26 protein-coding genes are annotated in these 26521 nt (G+C 65.8%); 10 read left to right on the top strand and 16 right to left on the bottom strand.

Annotation, left to right across the window (positions count from 1 at the left end):
* Nucleotides 1-2: 2 nt before the first annotated feature.
* Complete coding sequence (locus tag AC731_RS06235; protein WP_004255833.1) at nt 3-1382, bottom strand: cbb3-type cytochrome c oxidase subunit I; 1380 nt, start codon at nt 1380-1382, stop codon at nt 3-5.
* 36 nt (nt 1383-1418) lie between these two features.
* Nucleotides 1419-1844 carry a c-type cytochrome gene (locus AC731_RS06230; RefSeq protein ID WP_004255831.1) on the bottom strand — a complete coding sequence of 142 codons (426 nt, stop codon included), beginning with the start codon at nt 1842-1844 and terminating at the stop codon, nt 1419-1421.
* 227 nt (nt 1845-2071) lie between these two features.
* Here AC731_RS06230 and AC731_RS06225 point away from each other — a divergent pair, with 227 nt between their 5' ends.
* Nucleotides 2072-2830, top strand: coding sequence for an N-acetylmuramoyl-L-alanine amidase family protein (locus tag AC731_RS06225; RefSeq protein WP_237266612.1), 759 nt, complete (start codon nt 2072-2074; stop codon nt 2828-2830).
* Between the two features lie 221 nt (nt 2831-3051).
* Here AC731_RS06225 and AC731_RS06220 read toward each other — a convergent pair whose 3' ends face one another.
* The 5 genes from AC731_RS06220 to AC731_RS06200 form a co-directional block, all read right to left on the bottom strand.
* Complete coding sequence (locus tag AC731_RS06220; protein WP_004255826.1) at nt 3052-4140, bottom strand: BMP family ABC transporter substrate-binding protein; 1089 nt, start codon at nt 4138-4140, stop codon at nt 3052-3054.
* Between the two features lie 81 nt (nt 4141-4221).
* Nucleotides 4222-5247, bottom strand: a complete 1026-nt coding sequence (locus AC731_RS06215; RefSeq protein WP_004255824.1) for a quinone-dependent dihydroorotate dehydrogenase — start codon at nt 5245-5247, stop codon at nt 4222-4224.
* Nucleotides 5248-5274: 27 nt separating this feature from the next.
* A complete protein-coding gene (locus AC731_RS06210; protein ID WP_048704118.1) occupies nt 5275-6012 on the bottom strand; it encodes an arginyltransferase in 738 nt (245 codons plus the stop codon).
* 28 nt (nt 6013-6040) lie between these two features.
* Entirely contained in the window at nt 6041-6751 is a 711-nt protein-coding gene (aat, locus tag AC731_RS06205; RefSeq protein ID WP_048704115.1) for a leucyl/phenylalanyl-tRNA--protein transferase, read from the bottom strand.
* A gap of 7 nt (nt 6752-6758) precedes the next feature.
* Nucleotides 6759-7838 (bottom strand): ABC transporter ATP-binding protein, encoded by a 1080-nt coding sequence (locus AC731_RS06200; protein WP_048704112.1) that lies wholly within the window; start codon nt 7836-7838, stop codon nt 6759-6761.
* A gap of 127 nt (nt 7839-7965) precedes the next feature.
* Here AC731_RS06200 and AC731_RS06195 point away from each other — a divergent pair, with 127 nt between their 5' ends.
* Both AC731_RS06195 and AC731_RS06190 read left to right on the top strand, forming a co-directional pair.
* On the top strand, nt 7966-9633 hold the full coding sequence (locus AC731_RS06195) for an ABC transporter permease (protein ID WP_048704109.1): 1668 nt from the start codon (nt 7966-7968) through the stop codon (nt 9631-9633).
* A gap of 163 nt (nt 9634-9796) precedes the next feature.
* A complete protein-coding gene (locus AC731_RS06190; RefSeq protein ID WP_048704107.1) occupies nt 9797-11947 on the top strand; it encodes a sensor domain-containing diguanylate cyclase in 2151 nt (716 codons plus the stop codon).
* Between the two features lie 32 nt (nt 11948-11979).
* On the opposite strand, the gene AC731_RS06185 is transcribed toward AC731_RS06190, so the two are convergent.
* On the bottom strand, nt 11980-12999 hold the full coding sequence (locus tag AC731_RS06185; RefSeq protein ID WP_004255813.1) for a Fe(3+) ABC transporter substrate-binding protein: 1020 nt from the start codon (nt 12997-12999) through the stop codon (nt 11980-11982).
* A gap of 126 nt (nt 13000-13125) precedes the next feature.
* Between AC731_RS06185 and AC731_RS06180 the strand changes: the two genes are divergently transcribed.
* Nucleotides 13126-13455, top strand: coding sequence for a DUF2325 domain-containing protein (locus tag AC731_RS06180; RefSeq protein WP_048704105.1), 330 nt, complete (start codon nt 13126-13128; stop codon nt 13453-13455).
* Between the two features lie 86 nt (nt 13456-13541).
* On the opposite strand, the gene AC731_RS06175 is transcribed toward AC731_RS06180, so the two are convergent.
* The 6 genes from AC731_RS06175 to AC731_RS06150 all read right to left on the bottom strand — a co-directional run bounded on the left by AC731_RS06175 (nt 13542) and on the right by AC731_RS06150 (nt 19339).
* Nucleotides 13542-14087 (bottom strand): C40 family peptidase, encoded by a 546-nt coding sequence (locus AC731_RS06175; protein WP_004255809.1) that lies wholly within the window; start codon nt 14085-14087, stop codon nt 13542-13544.
* Nucleotides 14088-14173: 86 nt separating this feature from the next.
* Nucleotides 14174-14821 (bottom strand): 3'-5' exonuclease, encoded by a 648-nt coding sequence (locus AC731_RS06170; RefSeq protein WP_048704102.1) that lies wholly within the window; start codon nt 14819-14821, stop codon nt 14174-14176.
* On the bottom strand, nt 14818-16716 hold the full coding sequence (locus tag AC731_RS06165; protein ID WP_048704099.1) for a DUF294 nucleotidyltransferase-like domain-containing protein: 1899 nt from the start codon (nt 16714-16716) through the stop codon (nt 14818-14820). The genes AC731_RS06170 and AC731_RS06165 overlap by 4 nt, the downstream gene beginning before the upstream one ends.
* A gap of 111 nt (nt 16717-16827) precedes the next feature.
* Nucleotides 16828-18297, bottom strand: a complete 1470-nt coding sequence (locus AC731_RS06160; RefSeq protein ID WP_048704096.1) for a PhoH family protein — start codon at nt 18295-18297, stop codon at nt 16828-16830.
* Nucleotides 18298-18340: 43 nt separating this feature from the next.
* A complete protein-coding gene (locus AC731_RS06155; RefSeq protein WP_048704094.1) occupies nt 18341-18790 on the bottom strand; it encodes a peroxiredoxin in 450 nt (149 codons plus the stop codon).
* A gap of 159 nt (nt 18791-18949) precedes the next feature.
* The gene (locus AC731_RS06150; RefSeq protein ID WP_048704092.1) at nt 18950-19339 is read right to left on the bottom strand and encodes an Mth938-like domain-containing protein; all 390 of its coding nucleotides are present in this window, start codon (nt 19337-19339) and stop codon (nt 18950-18952) included.
* A gap of 210 nt (nt 19340-19549) precedes the next feature.
* On the opposite strand from AC731_RS06150, the gene AC731_RS06145 reads away from it, so the two are divergent.
* From AC731_RS06145 to AC731_RS06130, 5 genes are all read left to right on the top strand, one after another.
* A complete protein-coding gene (locus AC731_RS06145) occupies nt 19550-20857 on the top strand; it encodes a pyridoxal phosphate-dependent aminotransferase (protein WP_048704089.1) in 1308 nt (435 codons plus the stop codon).
* A 66-nt stretch (nt 20858-20923) separates the two neighbouring features.
* Nucleotides 20924-22231: a homoserine dehydrogenase gene (locus AC731_RS06140; RefSeq protein WP_004255791.1), complete on the top strand. Its 1308-nt coding sequence runs from the start codon at nt 20924-20926 to the stop codon at nt 22229-22231.
* Nucleotides 22232-22300: 69 nt separating this feature from the next.
* On the top strand, nt 22301-22963 hold the full coding sequence (locus AC731_RS06135) for an MOSC domain-containing protein (RefSeq protein WP_048704086.1): 663 nt from the start codon (nt 22301-22303) through the stop codon (nt 22961-22963).
* 103 nt (nt 22964-23066) lie between these two features.
* Nucleotides 23067-23204, top strand: a complete 138-nt coding sequence (locus AC731_RS20035) for a hypothetical protein (RefSeq protein WP_169800056.1) — start codon at nt 23067-23069, stop codon at nt 23202-23204.
* Nucleotides 23205-23240: 36 nt separating this feature from the next.
* Complete coding sequence (locus AC731_RS06130; protein WP_004255787.1) at nt 23241-23453, top strand: dodecin; 213 nt, start codon at nt 23241-23243, stop codon at nt 23451-23453.
* Nucleotides 23454-23490: 37 nt separating this feature from the next.
* Here the strand turns inward: AC731_RS06130 and AC731_RS06125 are convergent, their stop codons facing one another.
* Entirely contained in the window at nt 23491-24336 is an 846-nt protein-coding gene (locus tag AC731_RS06125; RefSeq protein ID WP_048704084.1) for a tellurite resistance TerB family protein, read from the bottom strand.
* 167 nt (nt 24337-24503) lie between these two features.
* On the opposite strand from AC731_RS06125, the gene thrC reads away from it, so the two are divergent.
* On the top strand, nt 24504-25952 hold the full coding sequence (thrC, locus tag AC731_RS06120; RefSeq protein WP_048704083.1) for a threonine synthase: 1449 nt from the start codon (nt 24504-24506) through the stop codon (nt 25950-25952).
* A gap of 8 nt (nt 25953-25960) precedes the next feature.
* Here the strand turns inward: thrC and AC731_RS06115 are convergent, their stop codons facing one another.
* A complete protein-coding gene (locus tag AC731_RS06115) occupies nt 25961-26518 on the bottom strand; it encodes a DUF2946 family protein (RefSeq protein ID WP_048704080.1) in 558 nt (185 codons plus the stop codon).
* Between the last annotated feature and the right edge of the window lie 3 nt (nt 26519-26521).

The raw sequence follows: 26521 nt of genomic DNA, 5'->3' as shown, positions 1-26521 counted from the left end.
CGTCATGCCTTGGAAGGCTGGGTTTCACCCTTGACGAAGAAGCTGATCACATACACCAGCAGGCCGACGAAGAACATCACACCCGCCCATTCACGCATCCAGTAGAACAGGGAGACCTGGTCCTGGGCCATCATGAAGGACATCGGGGTGTCGGACACGCGCTGCAGCCAGACTTGCAGGATGCCGGCGGCGGTGAGGAACAGCGTGATGAAGACCATGGCGATGGTCATCAGCCAGAAGCTCCACATCTCCAGCACTTGCGACTTGTTGGAGTTGGCGGCGCGGCCACGCAGGATCGGCATGGCGTAGCTGATGATGGTGAGCACGACCATCACGTAGGCGCCGTAGAAGGCCATGTGGCCGTGGGCGGCGGTGATCTGAGAACCGTGGGTGTAGTAGTTCACCGGGGCCAGGGTGTGCAGGAAGCCCCACACGCCGGCGCCGAGGAAGGCCATCACACCGGTACCCAGCGCCCACAGCACGGCCGCCTTGTTCGGATGCTCGCGACGACGGCGGTTCACCATGTTGAAGGCGAAGACGGTCATGGCGAAGAAGGGCAGCGGCTCCAGCGCGGAGAAGATGGAACCCCACCACTGCCAGTATTCCGGCGTGCCGATCCAGTAGTAGTGGTGGCCGGTACCGATGATGCCGGTGACCAGGGCCAGCGTGATGATCACGTACAGCCACTTCTCGATGACTTCGCGGTCGACACCGGTCACCTTGATCAGCACGAAGGCCAGCAGCGCGCCGAGGATCAGTTCCCACACGCCTTCCACCCAAAGGTGAACCACCCACCACCAGTAGAACTTGTCGCGGACAAGGTTGGTCGGGTTGTAGAAGGAGAACAGGAAGAAGATCGCCAGACCCCACAGGCCGAGCAGCAGGACCATGCTGATGGCGGTCTTGCGGCCCTTCAGGGTCGTCATGGTGATGTTGAACAGGAAGGCGAGTGCGACCACGACGATGCCGATCTTGGTGATCAGCGGCTGTTCGAGGAACTCACGCCCCATGGTGGCGAGGATGTCGTTGCCCGTCATCTCGGCCAGCGTGGCATACGGCACCAGCAGATAGCCGAGGATGGTGGCGGCACCCGCGACGAGGAAGACCCAGAACAGGATCAGCGCCAGCTTCGGGCTGTAGAGTTCGGTTTCCGCCTCTTCCGGCACCATGTAGTACGCCGCCCCCATGAAGCCGAACAGCAGCCACACGATCAGCAGGTTGGTATGGACCATGCGGGCGACGTTGAACGGGATTTCCGGGAAGAGGAAATCGCCGACCACGTACTGCATGCCCATGATCAGGCCGAAGATGATTTGCCCTACGAATAGACCGATCGCCGCGATGAAGTAGGGCATGGCGACCGCTTGTGACTTGTATTGCATGGATGATCCCCTTGTCGGTTCTCCGGGTTTGCCCAATTAGCCTTCGATGTTCGGCGGCCAGTTGGCCGTGTTGATCTCGGACACGTACTTCAGGAAGGCGACGAGATCGTCGAGTTCCTGGTCGTTCAGGTGGAAATTGGGCATCTGGCGACGGCCCGGCGCACCGGTAGGCTGGCTCTGCATCCACGCCTTGATGAATTCCGGTCCGCGGCGGGTGTAGACGTTGCCGAGTTCCGGGGCGAAGTAGGCGCCTTCACCCAGCAGGGTGTGGCAGCCCAGACAGTTGCGGGTCTCCCAGATGTGCTTGCCGGCCGCGACCTGGGGGGTGATGTTGGCCGAGTTGTCCCGCGATGGCAGTTCGCGTTCGGTGTCGAAGGTCAGCGCAAGGAACAGGAGGAAGAAGAAAACCGTTCCCCCGTAGAAGATGTTCCGCGCCATTGATTTGGTGAAAATGCCGCTCATCGCGCACTCCTCATCATTGGTCTCGTTTTCAGGATTGGTGTCAGTGGTCAGGGGTACTACCGAGAGGTCCAACATCCCACGGCAATGCCGGTGGTGAGCGCATGGTAGGGAGGGGGGGCAGCCCCCTCCATGATTTGCATCAAGATTGATCGGGCGCCTGCGAGATGCCGCAGACACGTGGTTACAGGGGCAAAAGCCCTGCGCAGGCGAGCCCGGGGAGACGACGGATGGCAATGACGAAATGGTGGCGGGAGGTGCGACGACGGCTTGGCGTGGCGGCGGCCGCGGGACTTTGTGTCGCATCGTCTCCCGGTGCAGCGGCGCTTGCGGTGGACGTCGGCCACACGCTGGCCGCGCCGGGGGCGACGAGTGCGCGCGGACGCAGCGAGTTTGCGTTCAACCTGGATCTGGCACGGACTCTGGCGCGGGCACTGGAAGATCGCGGCTTTCCGGTGCGGCTGATCAACGAGGATGGCTTGATCGCCAGCCTGCAGGCACGTCCGCAGGCCGCGTCAGGCACCGACTTCCTGATCTCCGTGCATCACGACTCGGTCAGCGAGCACGAACTGCGCCCCTGGGAGTGGGAGGGGCAGGCGCTGAACTACAACGACGATTTCGCCGGCCACTCCCTCTTCGTCTCACGCGACAATCCCGACACCGCACGCAGCATCCTGTGCGCGCGCATCATCGGTGCCCGCCTGCAGCGCATGGGTTTCGTTCCCACGCACAAGAATGGCCGCAGGCGTGCCTACGCCGATACCCAACATGCAGTGCACTACTACGATGGCCTTGCGGTGCTGCGCCATGCGCGGATGCCGGCGGTGCTGTTCGAGGCCGGGATCATCAAGAACCGCGACGAAGAGCTGCTGCTGCGTGACGAAGCACGCATCCGCCTGATGGCCGACGGCATCGCGACCGGCCTGGCGGCGTGTCTGCGCAATGGCTTGCCGGCCGACGGCGAGGCCGAGGCCGATGCCCGGCCCTGACGCTGCCGAGTTATTTCAAGGAGATCAGCACCTGCTTCGAGATGGTGTCGCAGGGCAAATACTGACGCCATGCGCCGGTCGGCCAGTTCGCGAAGTCGCTCACGGAGGTGAACCTGGCAATCGTCGCGATGGGGGAGAACGCGTGCAGGACATGAGATCGACGAAAGCACGAAGCCCACGCTCCTTGCAGAGCGCGGGCTTCGTGCTTTCGGAAGAGCGGATTACTTTGCCGTCGGCAGACGGGAGGACACGCCCTGCACGAAATAGTCCATCTTGCCGAGCGATTCGTCGTCCATCACTGCACCCTTGGCGAGGCGCTCCTTGCCGGCCTGGTCGACCACCGGACCGGTGAAGGGGTGGAAACTGCCGGCCTTCATGCGTCCTTCCAGGTCCTTGGCCATGGCCTGGACGTCGGCCGGAATGGCCGGATTGAGCGGTGCGAGGCGGATCATGCCGTCCTTGAAGCCGCCCCACACGCGTTCGGGCTTCCAGGTGCCGGCCAGCACGTCATTGACGGTCTTGGTGTAGAACTCGCCCCAGTGGTGGGTGGTGCCCGTGAGCTGGGCCTTGGGGCCGTACTTCGACATGTCGGAGTGGTAGGCGAAGGCGTAAGCGCCTTTCTCCTCGGCGGCCTGAACGGTGGCGGTGGAATCGGTATGGTGGGTCAGCATGTCCGCGCCCTGCGAGATCAGCGTCATTGCCGCCTCGCGCTCCTTGCCCGGGTCGTACCAGCTGTTGGCCCAGATCACGCGGACCTCGACGTTGGGATTGACGCTGCGCGCGCCCATCGTGAAGGCGTTGATGCCTTGCAGGACCTCGGGGATCGGGAAGGCGCCGACATAGCCCAGCACGTTCGACTTGGTCATCTTGCCCGCGATGACACCGTTGATGTAGCGGCCTTCGTAGAAGCGCGCGTTGTAGTTGGCGAAGTTCTTGCCCGACTTGTAGCCGGTGGCGTGCAGGAAGGTGACGTTGGGGAACTGCTTGGCCACGCGCTCGACGTAGTTCATGTAGCCGAAGCTGGTGGCGAAGACGATCTTGCTGCCGCTGGCGGCGAACTCGCGGATCACGCGCTCGGCGTCGGCACCTTCGGCCACGCTCTCGACGTAGCGGCTCTGCACCTTGTTGCCGAGGGCCTTCTCCATCTCCTTGCGGCCTTCGTCGTGCTGGAAGGTCCAGCCGGCGTCGCCGATCGGGCTGACATAGACGAAACCGAGCTTGGCCGGTTCCTGGGCGAAGGCGGACAGGGGCAGGCTGGCCGCGACCGCGAGGGCTGCACTGGACAGGATGAACTGGCGACGTTGCGTCATGCTGGGTCTCCGGGAACAGGTGAAGGGGAAGGACTCGGGGATTCTAACCATTCGGCGCGGCGCCGCCGCACCGTGTTTTCCTCAATGGGCCGACGGCGACCAGTTGCGTGTGGCGCGCACGCATTCGCGCACCAGGCAAGGTCCGCGGTAGATCAGCCCGCTGTACACCTGGACCAGCGCGGCACCGGCGTCGAGCTTGGCACAGGCGCCGCGACCGTCGAGCACGCCGCCGGCGGCGATGATCGGCAGCTCGCCGGCGAGCGCCTTGCTCAGCTGGCGGACGACGGCCGTCGAGGCCTCGAACACCGGCGCGCCGGACAGGCCGCCCTGCTGGTCGCCGTTGCGGATGCCTTGTACCTTGTCGCGCGCGATCGTGGTGTTGGTGGCGATGACGCCATCGATGCGGTGGCGGCGCAGTGCGTCTGCGATGTTGATGACTTGCGCCTCGTCGAGATCGGGCGCGATCTTCAGCGTCAGCGGCACGTAGCGGCCGTGGGTGTCGGCCAGGCGCGTCTGTGCGACCTTGAGGCGGCCGAGCAGGTCGTCGAGTTCGGATTCGCCCTGCAGCTGGCGCAGGTTCTTGGTGTTGGGCGAGGAGATGTTGACCGTCACGTAGCTCGCCAGCGCATAGACCTTGTCGAGGCAGGCGAGGTAGTCGTCGGCAGCCTTCTCGATCGGCGTGTCGAAGTTCTTGCCGATGTTGATGCCGAGGACACCGTTGAACCGGGCAGCCTTGACGTTGGCAACCAGCGCGTCGACGCCGTGGTTGTTGAAGCCCATGCGGTTGATGATGCCGCTCACCTCGGGCAGGCGGAACATGCGGGGGCGCGGGTTGCCCGGCTGCGGGCGGGGCGTGATGGTGCCGATCTCGATGAAGCCGAAGCCCATGCGGGCGAGGCCGTCGATGGCTTCGCCGTTCTTGTCGAGGCCGGCGGCCAGGCCGATGCGGTTGGGGAAGCGCAGTCCCATCACCTCGACCGGCTCGGCGGGCTCGGGCGTGCCGGCGGGCAGCATGCGGCCGGCGATCTTCAGCGAGTGGATGGCGAATTCGTGGGCGGTTTCCGCGTCGAGCGAAAACAGCAGGGGCCGGGCGATGTCGTAGAGCATCGCGCGATTGTAGCGATTCGGCTCGCGTCAGGCGATGCCGGGCGCGGTGTGCTGCAGCGGTTGCCAGCGTCCGTCCTGCAGGGCCTCGAGCGGGTGGAAGCGCGCCTTGTAGGCCATCTTGGGACTTTCTTCGATCCAGTAGCCCAGATACACGTAGGGCAGCCCGAGCCGGCGACAGGTCTCGACCTGCCACAGGATGCCGTAGGTGCCGAAGGCGCTGCCCGGCAGGTCGGGGTCGTAGAAGGTGTAGACGCTGGACAGGCCGTCTTCCAGCCGGTCGATGACGCTGACCATGCGCAGCGCGTTTTCGTCGCGGAATTCGATCAGGCGTGTGTCGACATGGCTCTGCAGCAGGAAATGGGTGTATTGCTCGCGGTTGTCGAGATCCATGCCGCCGCCCGAATGGCGCGCACCCTGGTAGCGCTGGTACAGGCGGTAGTGCTCCTCGATGAAGGCCAGCGGGCGCTCAACCGTGTGCAGCGTTGCGTGTCGCTTCCAGGCGCGCCGCTGGCTGCGGTCGGGGTGGAACTGTTGCACCGGGATGCGGACGGGCACGCAGGCGTTGCAGGTGTCGCAATAAGGGCGGTAGGTGAATACGCCGCTGCGGCGGAAACCGCGACGCACCAGTTCGCCGTAGACCTGGGTATCGATGAGGTGCCCCGGGGTCGCGACCTGCGAGCGCGCGCTGCGTCCGGCGAGGTACGAGCACGCGTAGGGCGCAGTCGCATAGAACTGGATCAGGGCGTAGGGGTAGTCCTTCTGCATTGTCTCCTGCCTGCGACCATGCTTCCTGTCAGCACCAGTTGATGTCCCTTGCGGCGTCCGCCGGCCATTTTCCGGGCGAGCCGCCGTCAGGCGTGTGGATCGCAAGTGCCGCGCAGAAGTCGCTGCGGGGCATTTCGCGCGCGCCCATCGACTGAAGGTGTGCGGTGGTCATCTGGCAGTCGATCATGACATAGCCGCGGGCGCCGAGGAAACGGGCGAGATGCGCCAGCGCAACCTTGGAGGCGTCGGACTCGCGCGAGAACATCGACTCGCCGAAGAAAACGCGACCCAGCGCCATGCCGTACAGGCCGCCAACCAGCTTCCCATCACGCCAGCTTTCGACACTGTGGGCGACGCCCAGTTCGTGCATGCGGCAATAGGCGCGGCGCATCTCGGCGGTGATCCACGTGCCCAGTCCGGGCTCGCGGGGCGCTGCACAGGCTTCGATGACCTCGGCGAAGGCGGTGTCGAAACGCACCTCGAAGCGGCCGCGGCGCAAGGTCTTGCGCAGCGAGTGGCTGATGCGGATCGCGTCGGGAATCAGGACCAGGCGGGGGTTCGGGCTCCACCACAGGATGGGTTCGCCAGCGTTGAACCACGGGAAGATGCCGTGGCGGTAGGCCTCGAGCAGCCATTCGGGGCTCAGGGCGCCGCCGGCCGCGAGCAGGCCGTTCGGGTCGTCGAGTGCGGCGCTGACCGGAGGGAAACCCGGGGCGCCTCCTTCAAGCCACGGAATCAAGGGCGCATCAGGCGGCCGCAGCCGGCTCGTCCTGGAAGGTGATCACGTGGTCGACATCGAGCCGGATGCCGATGCGTTCGCCGATCGCATGGTTGTGGTGGCTCGGGACCAGTGACAGCACGCGCGCGCCGCTCGCCAGGCGCAGGGTGTACAGGATGTCGGCGCCGCGGAAGGCCTTGTGCAAAACCTCGGCCTTCAGCGGGCTGCGGTCGTCGTGCACGATGTCGTCGGGACGCAGCAGCACGTCCACCGCGCGGTCGAGCCGGCAGCTCTTGCCGCCCTCACCGCAGAACAGGGGCCCGGCGCCGTCGAGCACGCCAAGCTCGATCTGCACCCGGCGCTCGTCCAGCATGTGGCCTTCGATGAACACCCCCTGCCCGATGAAGTCGGCGACGAAGCGGTTGGTCGGTTCGTGATACAGGTTGTAGGGCGTGTCCCATTGCTGGATGCGGCCCTCGTGCATGATGCCGATCTCGTCCGCGACCGCGAAGGCTTCGTGCTGGTCGTGGGTCACGAGGATGGCGGTCGTGTCGGTGGCCTTGATGATGTCGCGCACCTCGTAAGACAGGCGTTCGCGCAGGTCGACATCGAGGTTGGAGAAGGGCTCGTCGAGCAGCAGCAGGCTCGGGCGTGGCGCCAGCGCGCGCGCAAGCGCCACGCGCTGCTGCTGCCCGCCGGACATCTCGTGCGGATACTTCTTGCCCTGCGAGGACAGGCCGACGAGGCTCAGCAGTTCGCCAACGCGTGCCTGGCGCACGCCGGCACTCTCGCCACGCAGGCCGAAGGCGATGTTGTCGGCCACGGTCAGGTGCGGGAACAGCGCATAGTCCTGGAAAACCATGCCGATGCGGCGCCGTTCGGGCGGAAGGTGGGTGCTTGCATCGCTGACGACCTGACCACCGAGCCGGATTTCGCCCGCCGCGATGCGCTCGAAGCCGGCGATACAGCGCAGCACGGTGGTCTTGCCGCAGCCCGAAGGGCCGAGCAGGCAACCGATCCGGCCATTTTCGAGGCCGAAGGAGAGGGCGCGGACGATCCGATGCGCGCCGAAGGCGAGATCGATGTCGATGAGTTGAAGATGTGGCATCGTGAGGGCTTGTCCGGGGACTGCGCGAATTATTGCACCGCGGCGTTCCAAATGCGATCAATTATAATTCCCGGCTCAACAGGCGGCCGGACCATCAGAAGCCCGGCCCGAAGGACACGGAATCCGAATGGAACACAAGGGAGGGCAGGCCGCAACGGGCCTGCGCTGGTCGTCACTGACTGTCATCGCAGTCCTCATCGCAGTCCTCATCGCCGCGCCGGTGCTGTCGGTGTTTTCGAACGTTTTCGCGGGCGGCACCAGCGAGACCTGGGCGCACCTCAGCGAGACGGTGCTGGGCGAGTTCGTCTTCAATACCGTGGTGTTGTGCATCGGCGTCGGGCTGGGGGTGGCGTCGATCGGCATCACCACGGCGTGGCTGACGACGATGCTGGATTTTCCCGGCCGACGTTTCTTCGAGTGGGCGCTGGTGCTGCCGATGGCCATGCCGGCCTATGTGATGGCCTACGTCTACACCGATTTTCTGCAGTTCGTCGGCCCGGTGCAGACGGGCTTGCGCGAGTTCTTCGGCTGGCGCGCGGGCGATTACTGGTTCCCTGACGTGCGCACGGTGGGCGGCGCGGTGGCGATGTTCATGTTCGTCCTCTATCCCTACACCTACATGCTGGTGCGCGCGGCCTTCCTCGAGCGCGCGGGTGGCATGCTGGAGGCAGGGCGCTCGCTGGGGCTCGGCCCATGGCGCTGCTTCTTCCGCGTATCGCTGCCCCTGGCGCGTCCGGCGGTGGTGGGCGGTACCGCGCTGGCGCTGATGGAGACACTGGCCGATTTCGGCACGGTGTCCTACTTCGGCGTGCAGACCTTCACTACCGGCATCTATCGCGCGTGGTTCTCGCTTGGCGACCGCATCGCGGCCGCACAATTGTCCGCGGCGCTGCTGGCCTTTGTCGTCATCGTGCTCAGTCTCGAGCATGCGACGCGCGGAAGGGCGCGCTTCAACAACACCTCGCGCCAGCAGGCGGCGCCGGCGCGTAGGCGCCTGTCGCCGATGATGGGTCTGCTGGCCGCGTTTGCGTGCTTCATGCCGCTGCTGCTCGGCTTCCTGCTGCCGGCCGGGCTGTTGCTGCAGATGGCATTTGCCGAGGGCGATGCGCAGTTCGGTCCTCGCTTCTTCCAACTGGCGAGAAACAGTTTCGTGCTCGCCGCAGTGACTGCGGTGCTCGCCGTGGCGCTGGCGTTGGTGCTGGCCTATGCGGCGCGCCTGGCGCGCTCCGCGGTACCGCGCGCACTGAACCGGGTCGTCGGGCTGGGCTATGCCGTCCCGGGCTCGGTGATCGCGGTGGGTGTGCTGATCCCGGTCACCCGGCTCGATGCCTGGCTGGCGCAGACCTGGCAGGCGTTGTTCGACGTCAATCCCGGGCTGGTCCTCACTGGCGGCATCGCTGCGCTGGTGTATGCGTATCTGGCGCGCTTCCTCGCGGTCGCGCTGCATGCGGTGGACGCCAGCCTTGGCAAGATCACGTCGAGCATGGACGATGCGGCGCGCAGTCTGGGCTTCGGCAAGTGGGCGACCCTGCGAAGCGTGCACGTGCCGATCCTGCGGGGCAGCCTGCTGTCGGCCGCGCTGCTGGTGTTTGTCGACGTCATGAAGGAGTTACCGGCCACGCTGGTGATCCGGCCGTTCAACTTCGACACCCTGGCCACGCAGGCGCATACGCTGGCGTCCGACGAGCGCCTGACCGAGGCGTCGACCGCCGCGCTGATGATCGTTGCCGTGGGCCTGTTGCCGATGATCCTGATCTCGCGCCAGATCCTGAAATCCGGCAGACGCAGCAACTGAGTTGCATCAATCCCCGCGTGCGGCGCGGGGGGCGTGACACGGTTCTCGCGAGGCGCGATTCCGCGCCCGTTGGCACTGGATTATCCTGAGCACAGGCCATATCCTTGCGGCGATTCGGGTTTTTCAAGAACGTCCAACCACGCCACTGCCCGGGATCGCCTCCTTGACGTCTCAAACGCACTCCTTCCAATCCGCGCCGCGCTCGATCCGCGAGTCATTCGCCTCGACGCCGCTGCGGTGGGCCGCATTGCTGACGGCCTTGTGCGTGGTGGCCATTCTGCTGCCCGGCTGGAGAATGTTTTCCTCGGCCGAGCATTACCTTGCGCTGCACAACGCGCTGGAGTTCTTCTCGATCGCCGTGTCGGCGATGGTGTTCGCGCTGGGCTGGAACCTCAGGCGGTCGGCCTCCGGTGGTGCATTCCTGTGGTTGGGGGTGTTTGCACTTGCCGTTGCGGTGATCGACCTGCTGCACCTGCTGTCGTATGAGGGCATGCCGTCGCTGGTGACGCCCAGCAGTCCCGAGAAGGCGATCAACTTCTGGCTCGCCGCCCGCCTGTTGACCGCGCTGTGCCTGCTCGGGCTCGTCTTCGTGCCGCCCAGGCCGTGGCGTGCCGTAACGGCTGTCGGCGCCGTCGTCGCTGCGCTGGCAACCAGCGCAGGCGTGGCCTGGATTGGACTGTTCCATGCTGACCGGCTGCCGAGCACCTTCGTGCCGGGCGAGGGCGTGACCGCTTTCAAAGTGGCCGTGGAATACGGCATCGCCGGTCTGCACGCGCTTGCCGCTGTGCTTCTGTTGCGGACTGCAGTCCGGCAGGGGCGGGCGGCGATGGTGTGGCTGGCCGCCGCCGCCTGGGTACTGGGACTAACGGGCTTGTTCTTCACGGTCTATGTGTCGGTGAACGACGTCCACAACTTCCTGGGTCATGCGTACAAGGTCGTGGCGTCGATCATGTTCTACAAGGCGGTGTTCGCGGCGGGCGTCCAGGAGCCCAATGCAGCCCTCGAGCGCGAGCGCGCGCTGCTGCGGACGATGATCGATTCGGTGCCCGACCTGATCTCTTTTAAGGATGTGAACGGCGCTTATCTGGGCTGCAACAGGGCTTTCAGCGCGTGCTACAACCTGTCCGAGCAAAGCCTGGTGGGGCGGACCGATGCCGAACTGTTCGGCGCCGGCATGCAGATTGCGAGCGATGCGCAGGCCGACGTGGTCGTGACACGGCTGGAGCGACATGAGGAATGGGTCGAGGGGGCGGACGGTACGATGCGCCTGCTCGACACCCTTCGCATTCCGTTCCGTGGCTCCGACGGCAATCTCCTCGGCGAGATCGACGTGAGTCGCGACTTTACGGAGCGGCGACGCATTCGCGACCAGATCGCCGAGCGCGAGAAGCGGCTGCTGATGGCCCTGCAGGGCGCGTCGCTCGGCGTCTGGGACTGGGACATTCCGTCAGGGCGGATGCTGTTCAGTCCGCTGTGGGCGAGCATGCTCGGGCGGCGCGTCGAGGATCTGCCGCCGGACGTCGCGACCTGGGAAGCGCTGGTTCATCCCGACGACTGGGGCGATATCCAGGGGGCACTCGAGCCGCACCTGCGCGGCGAGACCGACTCCTACACTGCCGAGTACCGCCTGCGACACGCCGGTGGACACTGGGTGTGGGTAATGGATGCAGGGCGCGTGCTTGAGCGTGATGACGACGGCAAGCCGTTGCGCGCCGTGGGCGTGCATCAGGACATCTCCGAGCGCAAGTCCATGGAGGCGAGCCTGCTGCACCTTGCCACCAGCGATCCGCTCACCGGCCTGTGGAACCGGCGTCACTTCACCGAGGTGGTCAATGGCGAACTGGGCCGGGTACGACGCCACGGCGTGCAGGCGGGGCTGATGCTGCTCGATCTCGACCACTTCAAGCGCATCAACGACACGCGCGGCCATGCCGCCGGTGACGAGGTCCTGAGGCACTTCGCGGGGATCGTGAGTCGCCATCTGCGCGAGGCGGACGTGTTCGCCCGCCTGGGGGGGGAGGAGTTCGCGGTGCTGCTGCCCTGCATCGACGATGCGGCGGGGGCCGTGCGTGCCGCGGAACGCGTGCGGGAACTGATCGCGAGTACGCCGGCGATCGTCGATGGCGTGCCGCTGCCCTTCTCGGTCAGCATCGGCGTGGCGATGCTGGAGGCCGGGGATGCCGGCTTCGATGCGGTCTTCTCCCGCGCGGATGAGGCGCTGTATGAGGCCAAGGGCGGCGGACGCAACCGCACCGTGTTGTCGGCGCCCAAAGAAGAAGCGGGTTCCGCGCTCGAAAGCACGGAACCCGCCTGATGCCGGGCGCTGCGCGCCCGCACGACTGATTATCAGCGGTAGCCGGCGCGGTCGTAGATCCGCTGGGCCTGGCCGACGGTCTTGCCGATGTCGCCGATCGGCATGGCATCGGCCTTGAACTCGCCGAGCTTGTCGAGTGCGGGATTGTCCACCTTCACCGAGGCGACCACCGGCCACTCGTTGTTGCCATTCGCGAAATAGGCCTGCGCCTCGTCCGACGCCAGGTATTCCAGGAACTTGACCGCTGCGCCCTTGTTCGGCGCGTGCTTCAGCATGCCTGCGCCCGAGACGTTGATGTGCGTGCCCCAGGTCTGCTGGTTGGGCCACACGGCCTTGATCTTGGCGACGACGGCCTGGTCTTCGGCCCTGGTCGAATTCATCAGGCGGGCGAGGTAGTAGCTGTTGGCAATCGCCACGCCGCACTCGCCGGCGGCGACGGCCTTGATCTGGTCGGTGTCGCCACCCTTGGGTGCGCGCGCGAAGTTTTCGACGAGGCCGCTCGCCCACTTGACGGTGTTGTCCGCGCCGTTGTGCTTGATCATCGCGGCGCCCAGCGACAGGTTGTAGGGGTGGCTGCCCGAACGCGTGCACACCTTGCCCTTCAGGGCCGGATCGGCCAGTTGCTCGTAGGTCTGCACCTGTTCGCCCTGCACCAGTTCGGGGTTGTAGACGATGATCCGGGCGCGCTTGGAGAACGAGAACCAGCGCTCGGTGCGCAGGTTGTCGGGGATGCGCTGCTCCAGCACCTCGGACTTCACCGGCGCGAAGATGCCCATCTCGTCTGCATGGGCCAGACGCGACACATCCACCGTAACGAAAAGATCCGCCGGACTGTTCGCGCCCTCGTTGCGGATGCGCTCGAGCAGTTCGTCTTCCTTGGCTTCGATCCGGTTGACCTTGATGCCGGTCTGCTTGGTGAAGTTGCCGTACAGCGCTTCGTCCGTCTGGTAATGGCGGGCGGAGTAAACATTCAGTTCGGTGTCGGCGGCGTGGACCGAGAGAGTGGTGGCGCCGAGGGCGGAGAGCAGGGCGGCGAGAGCGGCTTTCTTCATCATGATGTTGCAGCGGCCTTCGAGAGTGTCAGGGAGTTAGAATAATAACGAGAAGAGTTTGCAGTTGCAAACTGTTCGCATTCCATGTATTAATATTGAGAATAATTCTCAACAAAAGGAGCGAACATGGATGCACTTCTCGTTGGCGCGGACCGCCTGGGCAACATTCCCGACATCCTGGACGACTTCGGCATCCGCATCGCTGCCCATGTAAGTGGGCGCGACACCAGCCATCAGCGCCGCAGCAGCGCGCTACCGGCGGGAATCGGTATGGTCATCCTGTTCACGGATTTCCTCGGCCACAACGTCATGCAGCGTTTTCGGGAAGCGGCAAACCGTGAAGGCGTGATGTTCGTGTGTTGCCGGCGCTCGACGTGTGCGCTGCAGAAGGCTTTGGGGCAGCGCATTGGTGACAAGTGCAGGAGCTGCCCGGATGCGGCGAAGTGCCGCAAGTAACGCCAGGGATGCCTGCGCGCACGGCGCGGAGATCCCGCTGGGCGGTGAAGCGGCGCTGAGGAGAAAAGCTGAAGGCTGCGGGCGATTCAGCGCAGCGCGGTCAGCGGCGACTGTGAGGCTTCGGTCGCCCCGTCTACCAGACGGCGCGCGCCATTGAAGCGCTTCGACCAGTAACCGTCCGAGATCGTCTCGATACGGACCTTGCCGCCACGCGAAGGCGCGTGAACGAACTTGCCGTCGCCGAGGTAGATGCCGACATGCGAGAAGGTGCGGCGCATGGTGTTGAAGAACACGAGGTCGCCGGGCTTGAGTTCCTGACGACCGATCTTGTCCCCCAGCTTGGCCATCTCGGAGGCGGTGCGAGGCAGATCGAGGCCGATGGCGTTGCGGAACACATTCAGCACTAGGCCGCTGCAATCCAGTCCGGTGTCGGGCGAGGTGCCGCCGAAGCGGTAACGCACACCCAGATACTCCAGTGCCTGATCGACGAGTTGCTCGGCTGCCGAACCGTACTCGGAGAGCATGGAGGCCTCGGCCGCTGCAAATGTCGCCTGGGCCGGCTCGTCTGCGTGGGCGGATTGCCCCAGGGACAGGGCGAACGTCAGCGCGAGGAGGAGGCGGGAAATTTGCATTGCGCGGAATATACGCACGCTCGCGGGGCTTGTAAACGGTTCGTTCACCTGCCCGAGAACTGAATCACGCGCTTCTGCATCCGGTTTCAGACCTTCCGCCGGTACTGGCGATAGCTGCGTTCGAGATCGGCGAGTCCGCGTGGGCTGAGCGCGGACTGCGCCAGTGCGCGGGCTTGCACCGCCAGAAACAGCTGGGCAATCGCCCAGCCGTCACCCAGGGCGTGATGGCGCTGGAAGGTCTCGATGCCGAAACTGCTCATGCAGTCTGCGAGCCGTGTGGGACGTTCGAAGCGTTCGGGGAACAGGGCGGGCAGAGCGAAATAGAGGTCGATCCACAGCCAGTCGGCGGCGAGGCCGAGGTGCTCCTCCAGCGCGCGCTCGAGCATCGTGCGGTTGAAGGCGCTGTTGAAGACGATCAGCGGCGCCTTGCCGACGGCTTGCAGCAGGCCGGTCAGTGCTTCCGCAGGGTGCTCGCCGAGTACCGCGTAGTAGCTGTCCTGCGGTGCGAGGATGCCGCCATCGATACCGACTGCCGAGACCGCGAGCACACGGTCCTTGTCGAGATCGAGCCCCGAGGATTCGGTGTTGACGACGACGTAGCGGGTTTCAAAATGGGCGCGGGCGAGGTCGGGTTCGGGCAGGGCGGCCCATCGCGCGAGCGTCTGCCGCGCCTGTTCGGAAAGGGGCTCGCTGCCCGTGCTCGATGCGAGGAGGCGGGAGAGCCAGTTGTTCATAGCTGGTAGTCCAGCTTGAGGCGCAACTGGAGCTTGCGCGCCTGGCGGAAGGACTCCTTCAGGATGCGGCGGTCGAGTTCGTTGAGCGAATCCGGATCGACGCGGTTGTCGGCCTGACCGTCGTTTTCGCTCTCGAGATGCTGGGCACGCAGGCGCAACAGCTGCACGAAGTGGAAGCCGTCGATGATCGCTGCGACTTCGTCGGCGCTCACGCCCATCTTCACGCTGGCCTGGCGCAGTCGCTGCGCCGTGCTGCTGGAGTCGACGCCCGTGCGCAGCGCGAGGATGCGGGCGACATCGACGAACAGCCGCGCGCCCGATTTCTTCAGGTCGATCGTGCCGTCGTCCTCGACGACGAAATCGCGCAGGCGCCCCAAGGGCGGTGCCACCTGCAGGGCATTGCCCGCCATCATGCGCAGGAAGGCGGAGTTGCCCCTGACGATCTTGTTGAGCCAGGTGCGCAGCTGGTCGCCGAGGCGTTCGTTGCCATACAGAACGCGGAAATCGAAGAAGATCGAGGCGTTGAGGAGCGCCTCGGGCACCGGCTCGCGGATCCATGAGCCAAAGCGCGACTTCCATTCGTCCAGGGTCAGGCACAGCTCGGGGTTGCTGGCCATGATGTTGCCCTTGCAAAGCGGGAAGCCGCATTCGGCGAGGCCGGTGTTCACTTCCCTGGCAAACGCGATGAGGCGCTGCCGGATCGGACCGACCGCCTCAATCTCGGGACAGCGCCAGATGATGCCGTTGTCCTGGTCTGTGGACAGGGTCTGCTCGTGGCGTCCCTCCGAGCCGAAGGCCATCCAGCCGAAGTCGATCCCGACGAGGTCGTGACGCTCGAGGGCGAGCTGGATGACGCGCCGGGTGAGGGCGTCGTTGAGGGCCGAGATGAACTGGGTGAGCTGCTCCGCGCCGATGCCTTGCGCGATGAGGTTGAGGGCGAGCTGGCGGATGTCCTTGCTCGCCCGCTGGAGTGCGCCGACGTCGGGCGCGTTCTCGATGCCCGCGCGGATCTGCCGCAGGCTGATGCGCTGGAGCGAGAAGAGGTCGCGTTCGGACACGACGCCCTTGATCCGCCCCTCGGCGTCGACCACCAGCAGGTGGCGCACGCCATGCGTCGCCATCTCCAGCGCGGCATCGTAGGCGGACGCGGTGGCGGCCAGCTGGTGCGGGTTGGCGGTCATCAGCTCGCCGATCGGGCGCTCGAGGTCGAAGCCGGCAAGGATGACGCGTGGCAGCAGGTCGCTCTGCGTCAGCACGCCAACCGGGTGATTCTCGTCGTCAACGATGACCAGGCAGCCGATGTGCTGGGCATTCATCTGCTCCAGCGCCGCACGCGTTGGCGTGTACGGGCCCACGCACACCGGTTCGCGCTTGACGAGCTGGCCGAGCGGGGTGGTCATCGTCTGCTGCTCGGCGGCCCGCTGCGAGAAGGTGGTCTGGAGTTGCTGGCGCGACTGGTTGAGCAGGCTCGCGATGTACTGCGTGCAGAACAGGTGGAACACCGGGCTCATCTGCATCAGCTGCAGGAAGTCCTCGTCGGTGATCTGGAAGCAGAAGCTGTCCTCGACCGCCACGTAGGCGTTGGTCGACGGGCGCTGCGCCGAGATGGCACCGATCGGAAAACACTCGCCCGGCCCCAGGGTCAAGCTGGCGTATTCGGTGACGGCCGTCGGCCCCGTCTGGCGGGCCTGCACCTTGCCGCGCTGCACGATGTAGAAGTGGCGCGGCACGCCCATCTCGGTCGTGAGGATGTCGCTGCCGCGGGGATGGAAGGCAAGGACGGCGCGTTCGGCGACGAACGCGAGCGCCCCGGGCTCCATGCGGTTGAATGGGGAGAAGTTGCGCAGGAAGTCCGTACTGGCACCCACCAGCAGGTCGGCGGCGATGGCGGTCATGACGGGCAGTCGTCGATGGGATCCGCCGATTATAGGGGAGCCGCCCCGTAGCGCGTTTATCCGCCCCGAAGCCGGGCTAATGCGCCGGGCCTCGAGGCGATGCGTGCCCGTTCAGAGGATGTCGGCGGCGTAGTCGGCCAGGCGCGAGCGTTCGCCACGTTGTAGCGTGATGTGGCCCGAGTGAGCCCAGCCCTTGAAGCGGTCGACGACGAAGGTGAGGCCCGACGAGCCCTCGGTGAGGTAAGGCGTGTCGATCTGCGCGATGTTGCCCATGCAGATGACCTTGGTGCCGGGGCCGGCGCGGGTGATCAGGGTCTTCATCTGCTTGGGCGTCAGGTTCTGCGCCTCGTCGATGATCAGGAACTTGTTCAGGAAGGTGCGACCGCGCATGAAGTTCAGGCTCTTGATCTTGATGCGGCTGCGGATCAGGTCGCGGGTGGCGGCACGGCCCCAGTCGCCGCCTTCGCCCGCGGTGCCGTTGAGCACGTCGAGGTTGTCCTCGAGCGCGCCCATCCACGGCGCCATCTTCTCTTCCTCGGTGCCGGGCAGGAAACCGATGTCCTCGCCCACCGGCACGGTGACGCGCGTCATGATGATCTCGCTGTAGCGCTTCGTCTCCAGCACCTGGGTGAGGCCGGCGGCCAGCGTCAGCAGCGTCTTGCCGGTGCCGGCCTGGCCGAGCAGGGTGACGAAGTCGATCTCCGGGTTCATCAGCAGGTTCAGCGCGAAGTTCTGTTCGCGGTTGCGCGCAGTGATGCCCCACACGTTGTTCTTCTGATGACCGTAGTCGACCAGGGTCTCGAGCAGCACGTTGCGGCCGTCCCGCTCCTTGACCCAGGCCTGCAGCGGGTTGTCGCCGCTGCCTTCGTAGACGAACTCGTTGACCAGCATCTCGGGCGCCAGTGGCCCGGATACGCGGTAATAGGTATGGCCTTCTTCCTTCCACGACTGCATGCCCTTGCCGTGCGTGTCCCAGAAATCGGGCGGCAGTTCGCGCGTGCCGGTGTACAGCAGGTCGCTGTCCTCGAGCACCTTGTCGTTGAAGTAGTCCTGCGCGGCCAGCCCGAGGGCGCGGGCCTTGATGCGCATGTTGATGTCCTTGGACACCAGGATGACTTCGCGGTCGGGGTGACGCTCGGCCAGGTGCATGACGACCGCCAGGATCTGGTTGTCGCCGCGCGCGGTCGGCAAGGCAGCCGGCAGCGTGACGTTGATCGCCTCGGTCTGCAGGAACAGCCGCCCGGTTGCCAGGCCGCGCGATGGCTCCTCAAGCCCGATGCCCGCGTCGATGCCTTCGAGCGAGCCGCTGACGATCTCGTCGAGCAGGCGACTGGCCTGGCGCGTGTTGCGCGCAATCTCGGTCGTGCCCTTCTTGTTGTTGTCCAGTTCCTCCAGCGTCATGATCGGCACGAACAGGTCGTGCTCCTCGAAGCGGAAGAGGCTGGTCGGGTCGTGCATCAGCACGTTGGTGTCGAGCACGAAGAGCTTGCAGGCGTTCTTCTTCGCGGCCTTGCGACGGCCGGTCGCGGTGGCGGACGTGGATGCGGCGGACTTCGTCTTGGTCTTGGCGGTCGCGGGCATGGTCAGTGGGCGGAAAGGACTGTCGGGGCGGGCGGGAAACGGGTCAGAGCGACTTCACGACGGCGAGGACCTCGGCGGCGTGGCCGGGTACCTTCACCCCGCGCCACTCGCGGGCGATCTCGCCATTCGCGTCGATGACGAAGGTGCTGCGCTCGATGCCGCGCACCTGCTTGCCGTACATGTTCTTGAGCTTCATGACGCCGAAGGCCTCGCAGGCGACTTCGTCCGGGTCCGAGATCAGGTCGAAGGGCAGTTCGAGCTTGGCCTTGAAGTTCTCGTGGCTCTTGAGGCTGTCACGGCTGACCCCGAAGACCTCGCAGCCGGCCGCCGCGAACTCGCCGTGCAGGGCGCCGAAGTCCTTGGTTTCGTTGGTGCAGCCGGGCGTGTTGTCCTTCGGATAGAAATAGATCACGAGCTTGCGTCCGCGCAGGGCGGACAGGGTCACGGTGCGGTCGCCAGTGGCGGATAGGCTGAAGTCGGGAGCGAGGCTCATGGGGTCTCCGGTGATGATGCCACGGTGGGCTGACGTGCCGCACGGCGGGGCCGCGCGCCGCACGTTTGTTCTGGGTTCAGGGTAGCGGAGCGACGTTCCCGTCGCAATCGCGCTGCATCGGGGCCGGGCGATTGCGGGCGCAACCGCGGGGCTTCCGCCTCAGGCAGCCGCTTCGAACAACAGGGCGACGGCCACCGAGCGACCTTCGCCGACGAGGATGTTGTAGGTGCGGCAGGCCGCGGGCAGATCCATGAACTCGAATCCGATGCGGGCCTCGATCAGCGGGCGCAGCAGCGCGGGCGCGGGGAAACGCTGGCGCCGGCCGGTGCCGATGATGACGATCTCGGGGTCCAGTTCGGCGACCGCGGCCAGATCCTCTGCGCGCAGGGCAGCGAGGTCGCCGCGCGCCTCGGGCGCCCAGCCGGTGCGGATCTGGCTGGCGGTGAGGATCAGGTTGCCGTCGTGGCGCACCTTGTTGACCATCACGTGGTCGTCGCCGTAGCCGGTGACGACGTTGAGATTCGCGTTGTTGTCCTGATAGAGCTTCATCGTGTCGGAGCAGGGCTGTATGGATGGGAGGCGAGCGCCGCGCCTCGGGCGCGGGGCGTTGTCGTTCCCCGTGGCAGAGCCGGAATCGGGGGAGCGGATGCCGGCTGCGTGCTGAAATTGCCGCAGTGCGGCAGCGGGGCTAAGATAACAATCTTTTGTGGCAAGGGGTAAGTCCTTGCCTTCCGTTCCCCTCCTGCAGGAAAGGCCATTATGAAAGCGGTGAAGACACTCGAACTCGCAACGGCAAACCCGGAACCGGTCGTCAAGGCCGAGGCGGGCGCAGCCGCGGCGGCGCGTCCGATCCGCAAGTCGGCCAAGCTCGCCGAGGTCTGCTACGACATCCGCGGCCCGGTGCTGGTTCGCGCCAAGCAGATGGAGGACGAAGGCCACAAGATCATCAAGCTCAACATCGGCAACCTCGCCGCGTTCGGCTTCGATTCGCCCGAAGAGATCCAGATGGACATGATCCGCAACCTGCCCAATGCGGCGGGTTATTCGGACTCCAAGGGCATCTTCTCGGCGCGCAAGGCAGTGATGCACTACACCCAGCAGAAGGGCATCAAGGGCGTCACCATCGAGGACATCTACATCGGCAATGGCGTGTCCGAGCTGATCGTGATGGCGATGAACGCGTTGCTCGATGCCGGCGACGAAGTGCTGGTGCCGGCGCCCGACTACCCGCTGTGGACTGCTGCGGTGAGCCTCTCGGGCGGCAAGCCGGTGCATTACCTGTGCGACGAGGCCAAGGGCTGGCTGCCCGACATCGAGGACATGCGCGCCCGGATCACGCCCAACACGCGGGCGATCGTCATCATCAACCCGAACAACCCGACCGGTGCGGTGTACCCGGACGAGACGCTGAAGCAGATCGTCGAGCTCGCACGCGAGCACGACCTCATCCTCTACGCCGACGAGGTCTACGACAAGGTGCTGTACGACGGCGTCAAGCACACCTCGATGGCGGCCTTGTCCGAGGACGTGCTGACCATCATCTTCAACGGCCTGTCGAAGAACTACCGCTCCTGCGGCTACCGCGCGGGCTGGATGGTGGTGTGCGGCGACAAGCGCCGCGCCGGTGACTACATCGAGGGGCTGAACATGCTGGCCTCGATGCGCCTGTGCGCCAACGTGCCTGGCCAGTACGCGATCCAGACCGCGCTCGGCGGCTACCAGAGCATCGACGATCTTGTCGCCGAGGGCGGGCGCATGCGCCGCCAGCGCGACCTGGCATGGGAGCTGATCACCCAGATCCCGGGCGTGAGCTGCGTCAAGCCGCAGGCCACGCTGTACATGTTCCCGAAGCTGGATCCCAGGATCTACCCGATCGAGGACGACCAGGCCTTCATCGCCGAACTGCTCGAGGAAGAACGCGTGCTGCTGGTGCAGGGCTCGGGTTTCAACTGGCCGCAGCCGGATCATTTCCGCCTCGTCTTCCTGCCGCACGAGGACGACCTGCGCGACGCCATCGGCCGCGTGGCGCGCTTCCTCGAGAACTACCGCAAGCGCCACGGCACCTGAGCCGGGCGACTGCGACCATCCGACACGACACACCTGTCACCACTCACTCACCACGGAACACACTGCATGAAACCGATCAATGTTGGCCTGCTGGGCATCGGTACCGTCGGCGGCGGCACCTTCACCGTTCTGAAGCGCAATGCCGAGGAAATCACCCGTCGTGCCGGCCGTCCGATCTGCATCACCACCGTGGCCGACAAGAACCTTGAGCTTGCGCGCAAGGTCACCGGCGGTGACGCTAGGCTGACCGACGACGCCTTCGCCGTGGTGGCCGATCCCGAGATCGACATCGTGGTCGAGCTGATCGGTGGCTACGGCGTGGCCAAGGAGCTGGTGCTGAAGGCGATCGAGAACGGCAAGCATGTCGTGACCGCCAACAAGGCGCTGCTGGCCGTGCATGGCAACGAGATCTTCGCCGCGGCACAGAAGAAGGGTGTGATGGTGGCCTTCGAAGCCGCGGTCGCGGGTGGCATCCCCATCATCAAGGCGCTGCGCGAAGGCCTGACCGCCAACCGCATCGAGTGGCTGGCCGGCATCATCAACGGCACCACCAACTTCATCCTCTCCGAGATGCGCGACAAGGGGCTGCCCTTTGCCGAGGTGTTGAAGGAAGCGCAGGCGCTGGGCTATGCCGAGGCGGACCCGACCTTCGACATCGAGGGTGTGGACGCCGCGCACAAGGCGACGATCATGAGCGCGATGGCTTTCGGTATCCCGATGCAGTTCGACAAGGCCTATGTCGAAGGCATCAGCAAGCTCGACGCGGTCGATATCGCCTACGCGGAGCAGCTGGGCTACCGCATCAAGCTGCTGGGCATCGCCCGCCGGCGCGAGCAGGGCGTCGAACTGCGGGTGCATCCGACGCTGATTCCGGCCAAGCGCCTGATCGCCAACGTCGAGGGCGCGATGAACGCGGTACTGGTGCAGGGCGACGCCGTCGGCGCCACGCTGTACTACGGCAAGGGCGCCGGTGCCGAGCCGACGGCGTCGGCGGTCATCGCCGACCTGGTCGACGTGACCCGCCTGCACACCTCCGACCCCGAACACCGCGTGCCGCACCTCGCGTTCCAGCCCGACCAGGTGCGCGACGTGCCGGTGCTGCCGATCGAGGACGTCATCACGTCCTACTACCTGCGCATGCACGTCGAGGACAAGCCCGGCGTGCTGGCCGACATCACCCGCATCCTGGCCGACAGCGGTATCTCCATCGAGGCGCTGATCCAGAAGGAAGCGCCCGAAGGCGAGACACACACCGACATCATCCTGCTCACTCACCAGACGGTGGAGCGCAATGCCAATGCCGCGATCGCCAAGATCGAGGCGCTGCCGGTGGTGCAGGGCAAGGTGACCAAGCTGCGCATGGAAAGCCTGTAAGCATGCGCTGAGCGTTGTGACGAAGGCCGTACCCGAGGGTGCGGCCTTTTTTCTGATACGGGGGTGAATATGCAGAGCACGGTGGATCAGGTCTTCGTCGGACGGGTGCGCCTGATGCTGCCCGACGGCGAGTCGAGCGCGATCTTCAAGTCACCGGTGCAGGGGCGCACTCGGGTGACGCCGACCGGGCTGGAGGGAGACGAGCAGGCCGATCTTCGCCACCATGGCGGCCCGGACAAGGCACTGCACCACTATCCGGTCGAGCATTACCGCGTGATCGGTGAGCAGTGGCCGGAGTGTGCGGCAATGGTGGGGGCGGGTTTTCTGGGCGAGAACATCAGCACCCGGGGCATGACCGAGCATGAAGTCTGCATCGGTGACGTGTTCCGCATCGGGGATGTGCACGTGCAGGTCAGCCAGCCGCGCTCGCCGTGCTGGAAGATCGACCGTCGGCTGAAGGTGGACGATGCGTCCCGCTTCGTCGAGGCGGCGGGCATCACAGGCTGGTATTACCGCGTGCTGCAGACCGGAACGATCGCGGCCGGCGACGGGATCGAACTGGTCGAGCGGCCCAACCCCTGGCTGACGCTCGCCGAGTACTGGGACACCGTGACTGCGCATCGGCCCGACCCGGTGGCACTGAAGCGCATCGCTGCGGCCGAGGGCCTGGCGGCCGACAAGGCACAGCGCTGGCGCGAACGCGCGCAGTGGCTCGAATCGAACGGAGCCTGAAGGCGACGTGGCTTGCGCCACCGCTGCCTTTCCCGACTACACTTGGGGCATCGACGTCAGGTGGCGTCGATGGAGGCAAGCCCACCGGCCGGAGCCGATTCACATGGCGTTCAAGCTCATCGTCTTCATCGGCATCCTGATCGCGATCGCCGTGCTCGGTAGCCGTGCCTACAGCGCTTCGGTGGCCCGCTTCGAGGGGCGCCAGTCCGGTTCCACGGACGAGGCGGACCCGATGAACTGAGCGCCGGACCATCATCCAGGCGCAGAGGAGACTCGCATGTCAGATCATGTCTACAAGCTCGTCGAAGTCGTCGGTTCGTCCCGCGAGGGTTCTGACGCCGCGATCCGCAATGCCATCGAAACCGCGGCGAAGTCCATCCGCCACATCGACTGGTTCGAGGTCGTCGAGACGCGTGGCCATGTCGTTGACGGCCAGGTCGCGCATTTCCAGGTGACGCTGAAGATCGGCTTCCGTCTCGAAAGCGACTGAGCGCGCCGGCCCGTTCGGCCGGCGGCAACGGAATGGCTCAGCGGCGGGCCGCGCCCGTGATCTCGTGCAGGCGTGAGACGGTTTCGCCGTCCAGCCCGAGTGCGCCGGCGAGCTGGCGCAGGTAGTCCAGTTCGGCCTGCGTGTCGAGGTCGATCGCCAGCAGCGAGGCCGCGTAGAGTTCTGCGGCGACGGCCGGGTTCGGCACGTCGGCGACGAGCCCTGCGATGTCGAGCGGATGCCTGAACTCCTCGGTCAGGAAGCGTTTTTCGTCGGCATCGAGGCCGTCGGCGGCGAGACGGCCGACGATGCGTTCGATCTCGTCCTCGCCGACCTGGCCATCCGCCTTCGCGGCGGCGATCATCGCGCGCAGGATCAGCGCCTCGGTGCCCGGCGCAGTCATCGATTTGAAGGCCTGTTGCGTGGCGTCGTCGGCCGGTGCGGCAAAGGCGGCCTGCGCGCGCTGCGAATCGGTCCAGTTCTTCAATGCGGCCATCGCAATGGTTGCGAGCAGTGCCATCCCGGCATTGCTGCCCGTGCCGCGCGATGCCGATGCGCCGCGCTGGCCGCCCAGCACGCCGCCGAGCAGATCGCCGAGGCCGCCACCGGAGGATGCACGACCGCCACCCAGCGCGCCGCCCAGCAGGTCGCCCAGGCCTCCGCCCATCGCGCCTCCCAGGCCGCCGCCGCTCCGCCCGCCGCCGAGCACCGAACCGAGCAGATCGCCCAGTCCGCCCGCGCCACCGCGCCCGCCGGCCTGGCCGCCGAGCACGGCGCCGAGCAGGTCACCGATGCCGCCCGCGCCTGCGGCGTGTTCAAGCCGCGAACGGCTTTGCGAGGCCATGCCTTGCTGGAGGATCTGTCCGAGCACATTGCCGAGGTCCATGTCCTTCTCCGTCGCGAATGAGTGCGGTCGATTGTATCGACATCCCTTCCGCATGCGGGACGAAATCGTGAACTGCAGGCGAAACCCTCGAGATCGGCGTCGAATTCGTTAGAATCCGGCCTTTGCGCCATCGCGCGCGCCGACCACGTTTTGTGAAGGACAGCCCTGTGAAGTACATCTCCACCCGTGGCCACGCTGGCCAGCCTGCCAACCCGGAGTTCTGCGACATCCTGCTGGGCGGTCTGGCGCCGGACGGCGGCCTTTACCTGCCGGAGTCCTACCCGCAGGTGACGCGTGCCGAGCTCGATGCCTGGCGTGGCCTGTCCTACGCCGAACTGGCTTTTGCGATCCTGTCGAAATTCATCACCGACATTCCGCCGGCGGACCTCAAGGCGATCTGTGACAAGACCTATACCGCCGACGTGTATTGCCACGTGCGCAAGGGCGACAAGGCAAGCGACATCACGCCGGTTCATTGGCTGGAGGAAGGCCGGCTGGGCCTGCTCGAATTGTCCAATGGCCCGACGCTGGCCTTCAAGGACATGGCGATGCAGCTGCTCGGCAACCTGTTCGAGTACGTGCTGGCCAAGCGCGGCGAGACCATCAACATCCTCGGCGCGACGTCGGGCGACACCGGCTCGGCGGCCGAGTACGCGATGCGCGGCAAGCAGGGCGTGCGCGTGTTCATGCTGTCGCCGCACGGCAAGATGAGCGCCTTCCAGCGCGCGCAGATGTATTCGCTGCAGGACGAGAACATCTTCAACATCGCCGTCACCGGCATGTTCGACGACGCGCAGGACATCGTGAAGGCGGTGTCCAATGACCACGCCTTCAAGGCCAAGCACAAGATCGGTGCGGTCAACTCGATCAACTGGGCGCGGGTGGCGGCGCAGATCGTCTATTACTTCAAGGGCTACTTCGCCGCGACCCAGTCGAACGACGAGCAGGTCGCCTTCTGCGTACCGTCGGGCAACTTCGGCAACATCTGCGCCGGCCACATCGCGCGCATGATGGGGCTGCCGGTCGCCAGGCTGATCCTCGCCACCAACGAGAACGACGTGCTCGACGAGTTCTTCCGCAGCGGCGTCTATCGTCCGCGCAAGGCCGCCGAGACGCACGTCACCTCCAGCCCGTCGATGGACATCTCGAAGGCGTCGAACTTCGAGCGCTTCGTCTTCGACCTCGTCGGCCGCGACCCGCAGAAGGTCGCCGCGCTGTGGGCGGAAGTCGATGCAGGCCGGGCCTTCGACCTGTCGGCCTCGCCCGAATTCGCTCGCATCGGCGCGTTCGGCTTCGTGTCGGGCGCGAGCAGCCATGCCGACCGCCTGGCGACGATCCGCAAGGTGTTCGAGCAGTACGGCGTGATGATCGACACCCACACCGCCGATGGCGTCAAGGTGGCGTGGGAGCATGCGGGCGAGGTGCCTGCCGGCGTGCCGGTGCTGGTGCTGGAAACGGCCTTGCCGGTGAAGTTCGCCGAGACCATCGTCGAGGCCCTGGGCCGCGAGCCGGAGCGTCCGGCCGATCTCGAGGGTATCGAGAAGCTGCCGCAGCGCGTCGAGGTCATGGCGCCCGACGTCGACGCGGTGAAGCGCTTCATCACCGAACGCGTCTGACCTGCTAGCTAGGCCCCCGGGGCAGGCTCCGGGGGGCAGGGATCGGCAATGAAGCCCAGTCGCGTCGCGGCGGTCTCGTTGCCGAGGAAGACCAGCGCCTGCCCGTGCCAGTTCAGGTCGATGTCGCGGCCGTCCAGCAGGGCGGCCAGGCTTGCGTCGTCCGCTGGCCGCTCGGCAGCGTCGCGCAGCTCGGCGATCAGCATGGCGAGATCGCGGTCGTCCAGCGCAGCTGGGCCGGCATCGGTCCGCATGAATACGCGCCCCTCTCCGTCCAGATAGATCGGCCCTTCGATGGCTGCGGGCCGGCCCGCATGCGTGACGAAGCGGCCGTCGGGTTGCAGCCGCAATATCCAGGGCGCGCTGTCCAGTTGCACATAGACGCGCTGCGGGCCGTTGTTCACGAACCAGCAACCGTCGTCGTCAGTTGTGTAATGGGCATTGAGGAAGGCGATCAGCCCCGGATGGGTGATCGTCTCCGCCTTCAGCCGCCACCTGCCGCGTCCGTCGAGCGAGAGCCAGCCGTAGCAGGCGGGTACCTGGGGCCAGGGCGGCAGGGTGTCGGACATCGT

Source organism: Thauera humireducens, assembly GCF_001051995.2.
GTDB classification, from domain to species: domain Bacteria; phylum Pseudomonadota; class Gammaproteobacteria; order Burkholderiales; family Rhodocyclaceae; genus Thauera; species Thauera humireducens.
This window is presented reverse-complemented; position numbering and strand designations above follow the sequence as displayed.

Coding starts and splice junctions, on each gene's coding strand:
- AC731_RS06235 (WP_004255833.1), bottom strand. CDS start 1,382: ATGCAATACAAGTCACAAGCGGTCGCCATGCCCTACTTCATCGCGGCG.
- AC731_RS06230 (WP_004255831.1), bottom strand. CDS start 1,844: ATGAGCGGCATTTTCACCAAATCAATGGCGCGGAACATCTTCTACGGG.
- AC731_RS06225 (WP_237266612.1), top strand. CDS start 2,072: ATGGCAATGACGAAATGGTGGCGGGAGGTGCGACGACGGCTTGGCGTG.
- AC731_RS06220 (WP_004255826.1), bottom strand. CDS start 4,140: ATGACGCAACGTCGCCAGTTCATCCTGTCCAGTGCAGCCCTCGCGGTC.
- AC731_RS06215 (WP_004255824.1), bottom strand. CDS start 5,247: ATGCTCTACGACATCGCCCGGCCCCTGCTGTTTTCGCTCGACGCGGAA.
- AC731_RS06210 (WP_048704118.1), bottom strand. CDS start 6,012: ATGCAGAAGGACTACCCCTACGCCCTGATCCAGTTCTATGCGACTGCG.
- AC731_RS06200 (WP_048704112.1), bottom strand. CDS start 7,838: ATGCCACATCTTCAACTCATCGACATCGATCTCGCCTTCGGCGCGCAT.
- AC731_RS06195 (WP_048704109.1), top strand. CDS start 7,966: ATGGAACACAAGGGAGGGCAGGCCGCAACGGGCCTGCGCTGGTCGTCA.
- AC731_RS06185 (WP_004255813.1), bottom strand. CDS start 12,999: ATGAAGAAAGCCGCTCTCGCCGCCCTGCTCTCCGCCCTCGGCGCCACC.
- AC731_RS06180 (WP_048704105.1), top strand. CDS start 13,126: ATGGATGCACTTCTCGTTGGCGCGGACCGCCTGGGCAACATTCCCGAC.
- AC731_RS06175 (WP_004255809.1), bottom strand. CDS start 14,087: ATGCAAATTTCCCGCCTCCTCCTCGCGCTGACGTTCGCCCTGTCCCTG.
- AC731_RS06170 (WP_048704102.1), bottom strand. CDS start 14,821: ATGAACAACTGGCTCTCCCGCCTCCTCGCATCGAGCACGGGCAGCGAG.
- AC731_RS06165 (WP_048704099.1), bottom strand. CDS start 16,716: ATGACCGCCATCGCCGCCGACCTGCTGGTGGGTGCCAGTACGGACTTC.
- AC731_RS06160 (WP_048704096.1), bottom strand. CDS start 18,297: ATGCCCGCGACCGCCAAGACCAAGACGAAGTCCGCCGCATCCACGTCC.
- AC731_RS06155 (WP_048704094.1), bottom strand. CDS start 18,790: ATGAGCCTCGCTCCCGACTTCAGCCTATCCGCCACTGGCGACCGCACC.
- AC731_RS06150 (WP_048704092.1), bottom strand. CDS start 19,339: ATGAAGCTCTATCAGGACAACAACGCGAATCTCAACGTCGTCACCGGC.
- AC731_RS06145 (WP_048704089.1), top strand. CDS start 19,550: ATGAAAGCGGTGAAGACACTCGAACTCGCAACGGCAAACCCGGAACCG.
- AC731_RS06140 (WP_004255791.1), top strand. CDS start 20,924: ATGAAACCGATCAATGTTGGCCTGCTGGGCATCGGTACCGTCGGCGGC.
- AC731_RS06135 (WP_048704086.1), top strand. CDS start 22,301: ATGCAGAGCACGGTGGATCAGGTCTTCGTCGGACGGGTGCGCCTGATG.
- AC731_RS20035 (WP_169800056.1), top strand. CDS start 23,067: ATGGCGTTCAAGCTCATCGTCTTCATCGGCATCCTGATCGCGATCGCC.
- AC731_RS06130 (WP_004255787.1), top strand. CDS start 23,241: ATGTCAGATCATGTCTACAAGCTCGTCGAAGTCGTCGGTTCGTCCCGC.
- AC731_RS06125 (WP_048704084.1), bottom strand. CDS start 24,336: ATGGACCTCGGCAATGTGCTCGGACAGATCCTCCAGCAAGGCATGGCC.
- AC731_RS06115 (WP_048704080.1), bottom strand. CDS start 26,518: ATGTCCGACACCCTGCCGCCCTGGCCCCAGGTACCCGCCTGCTACGGC.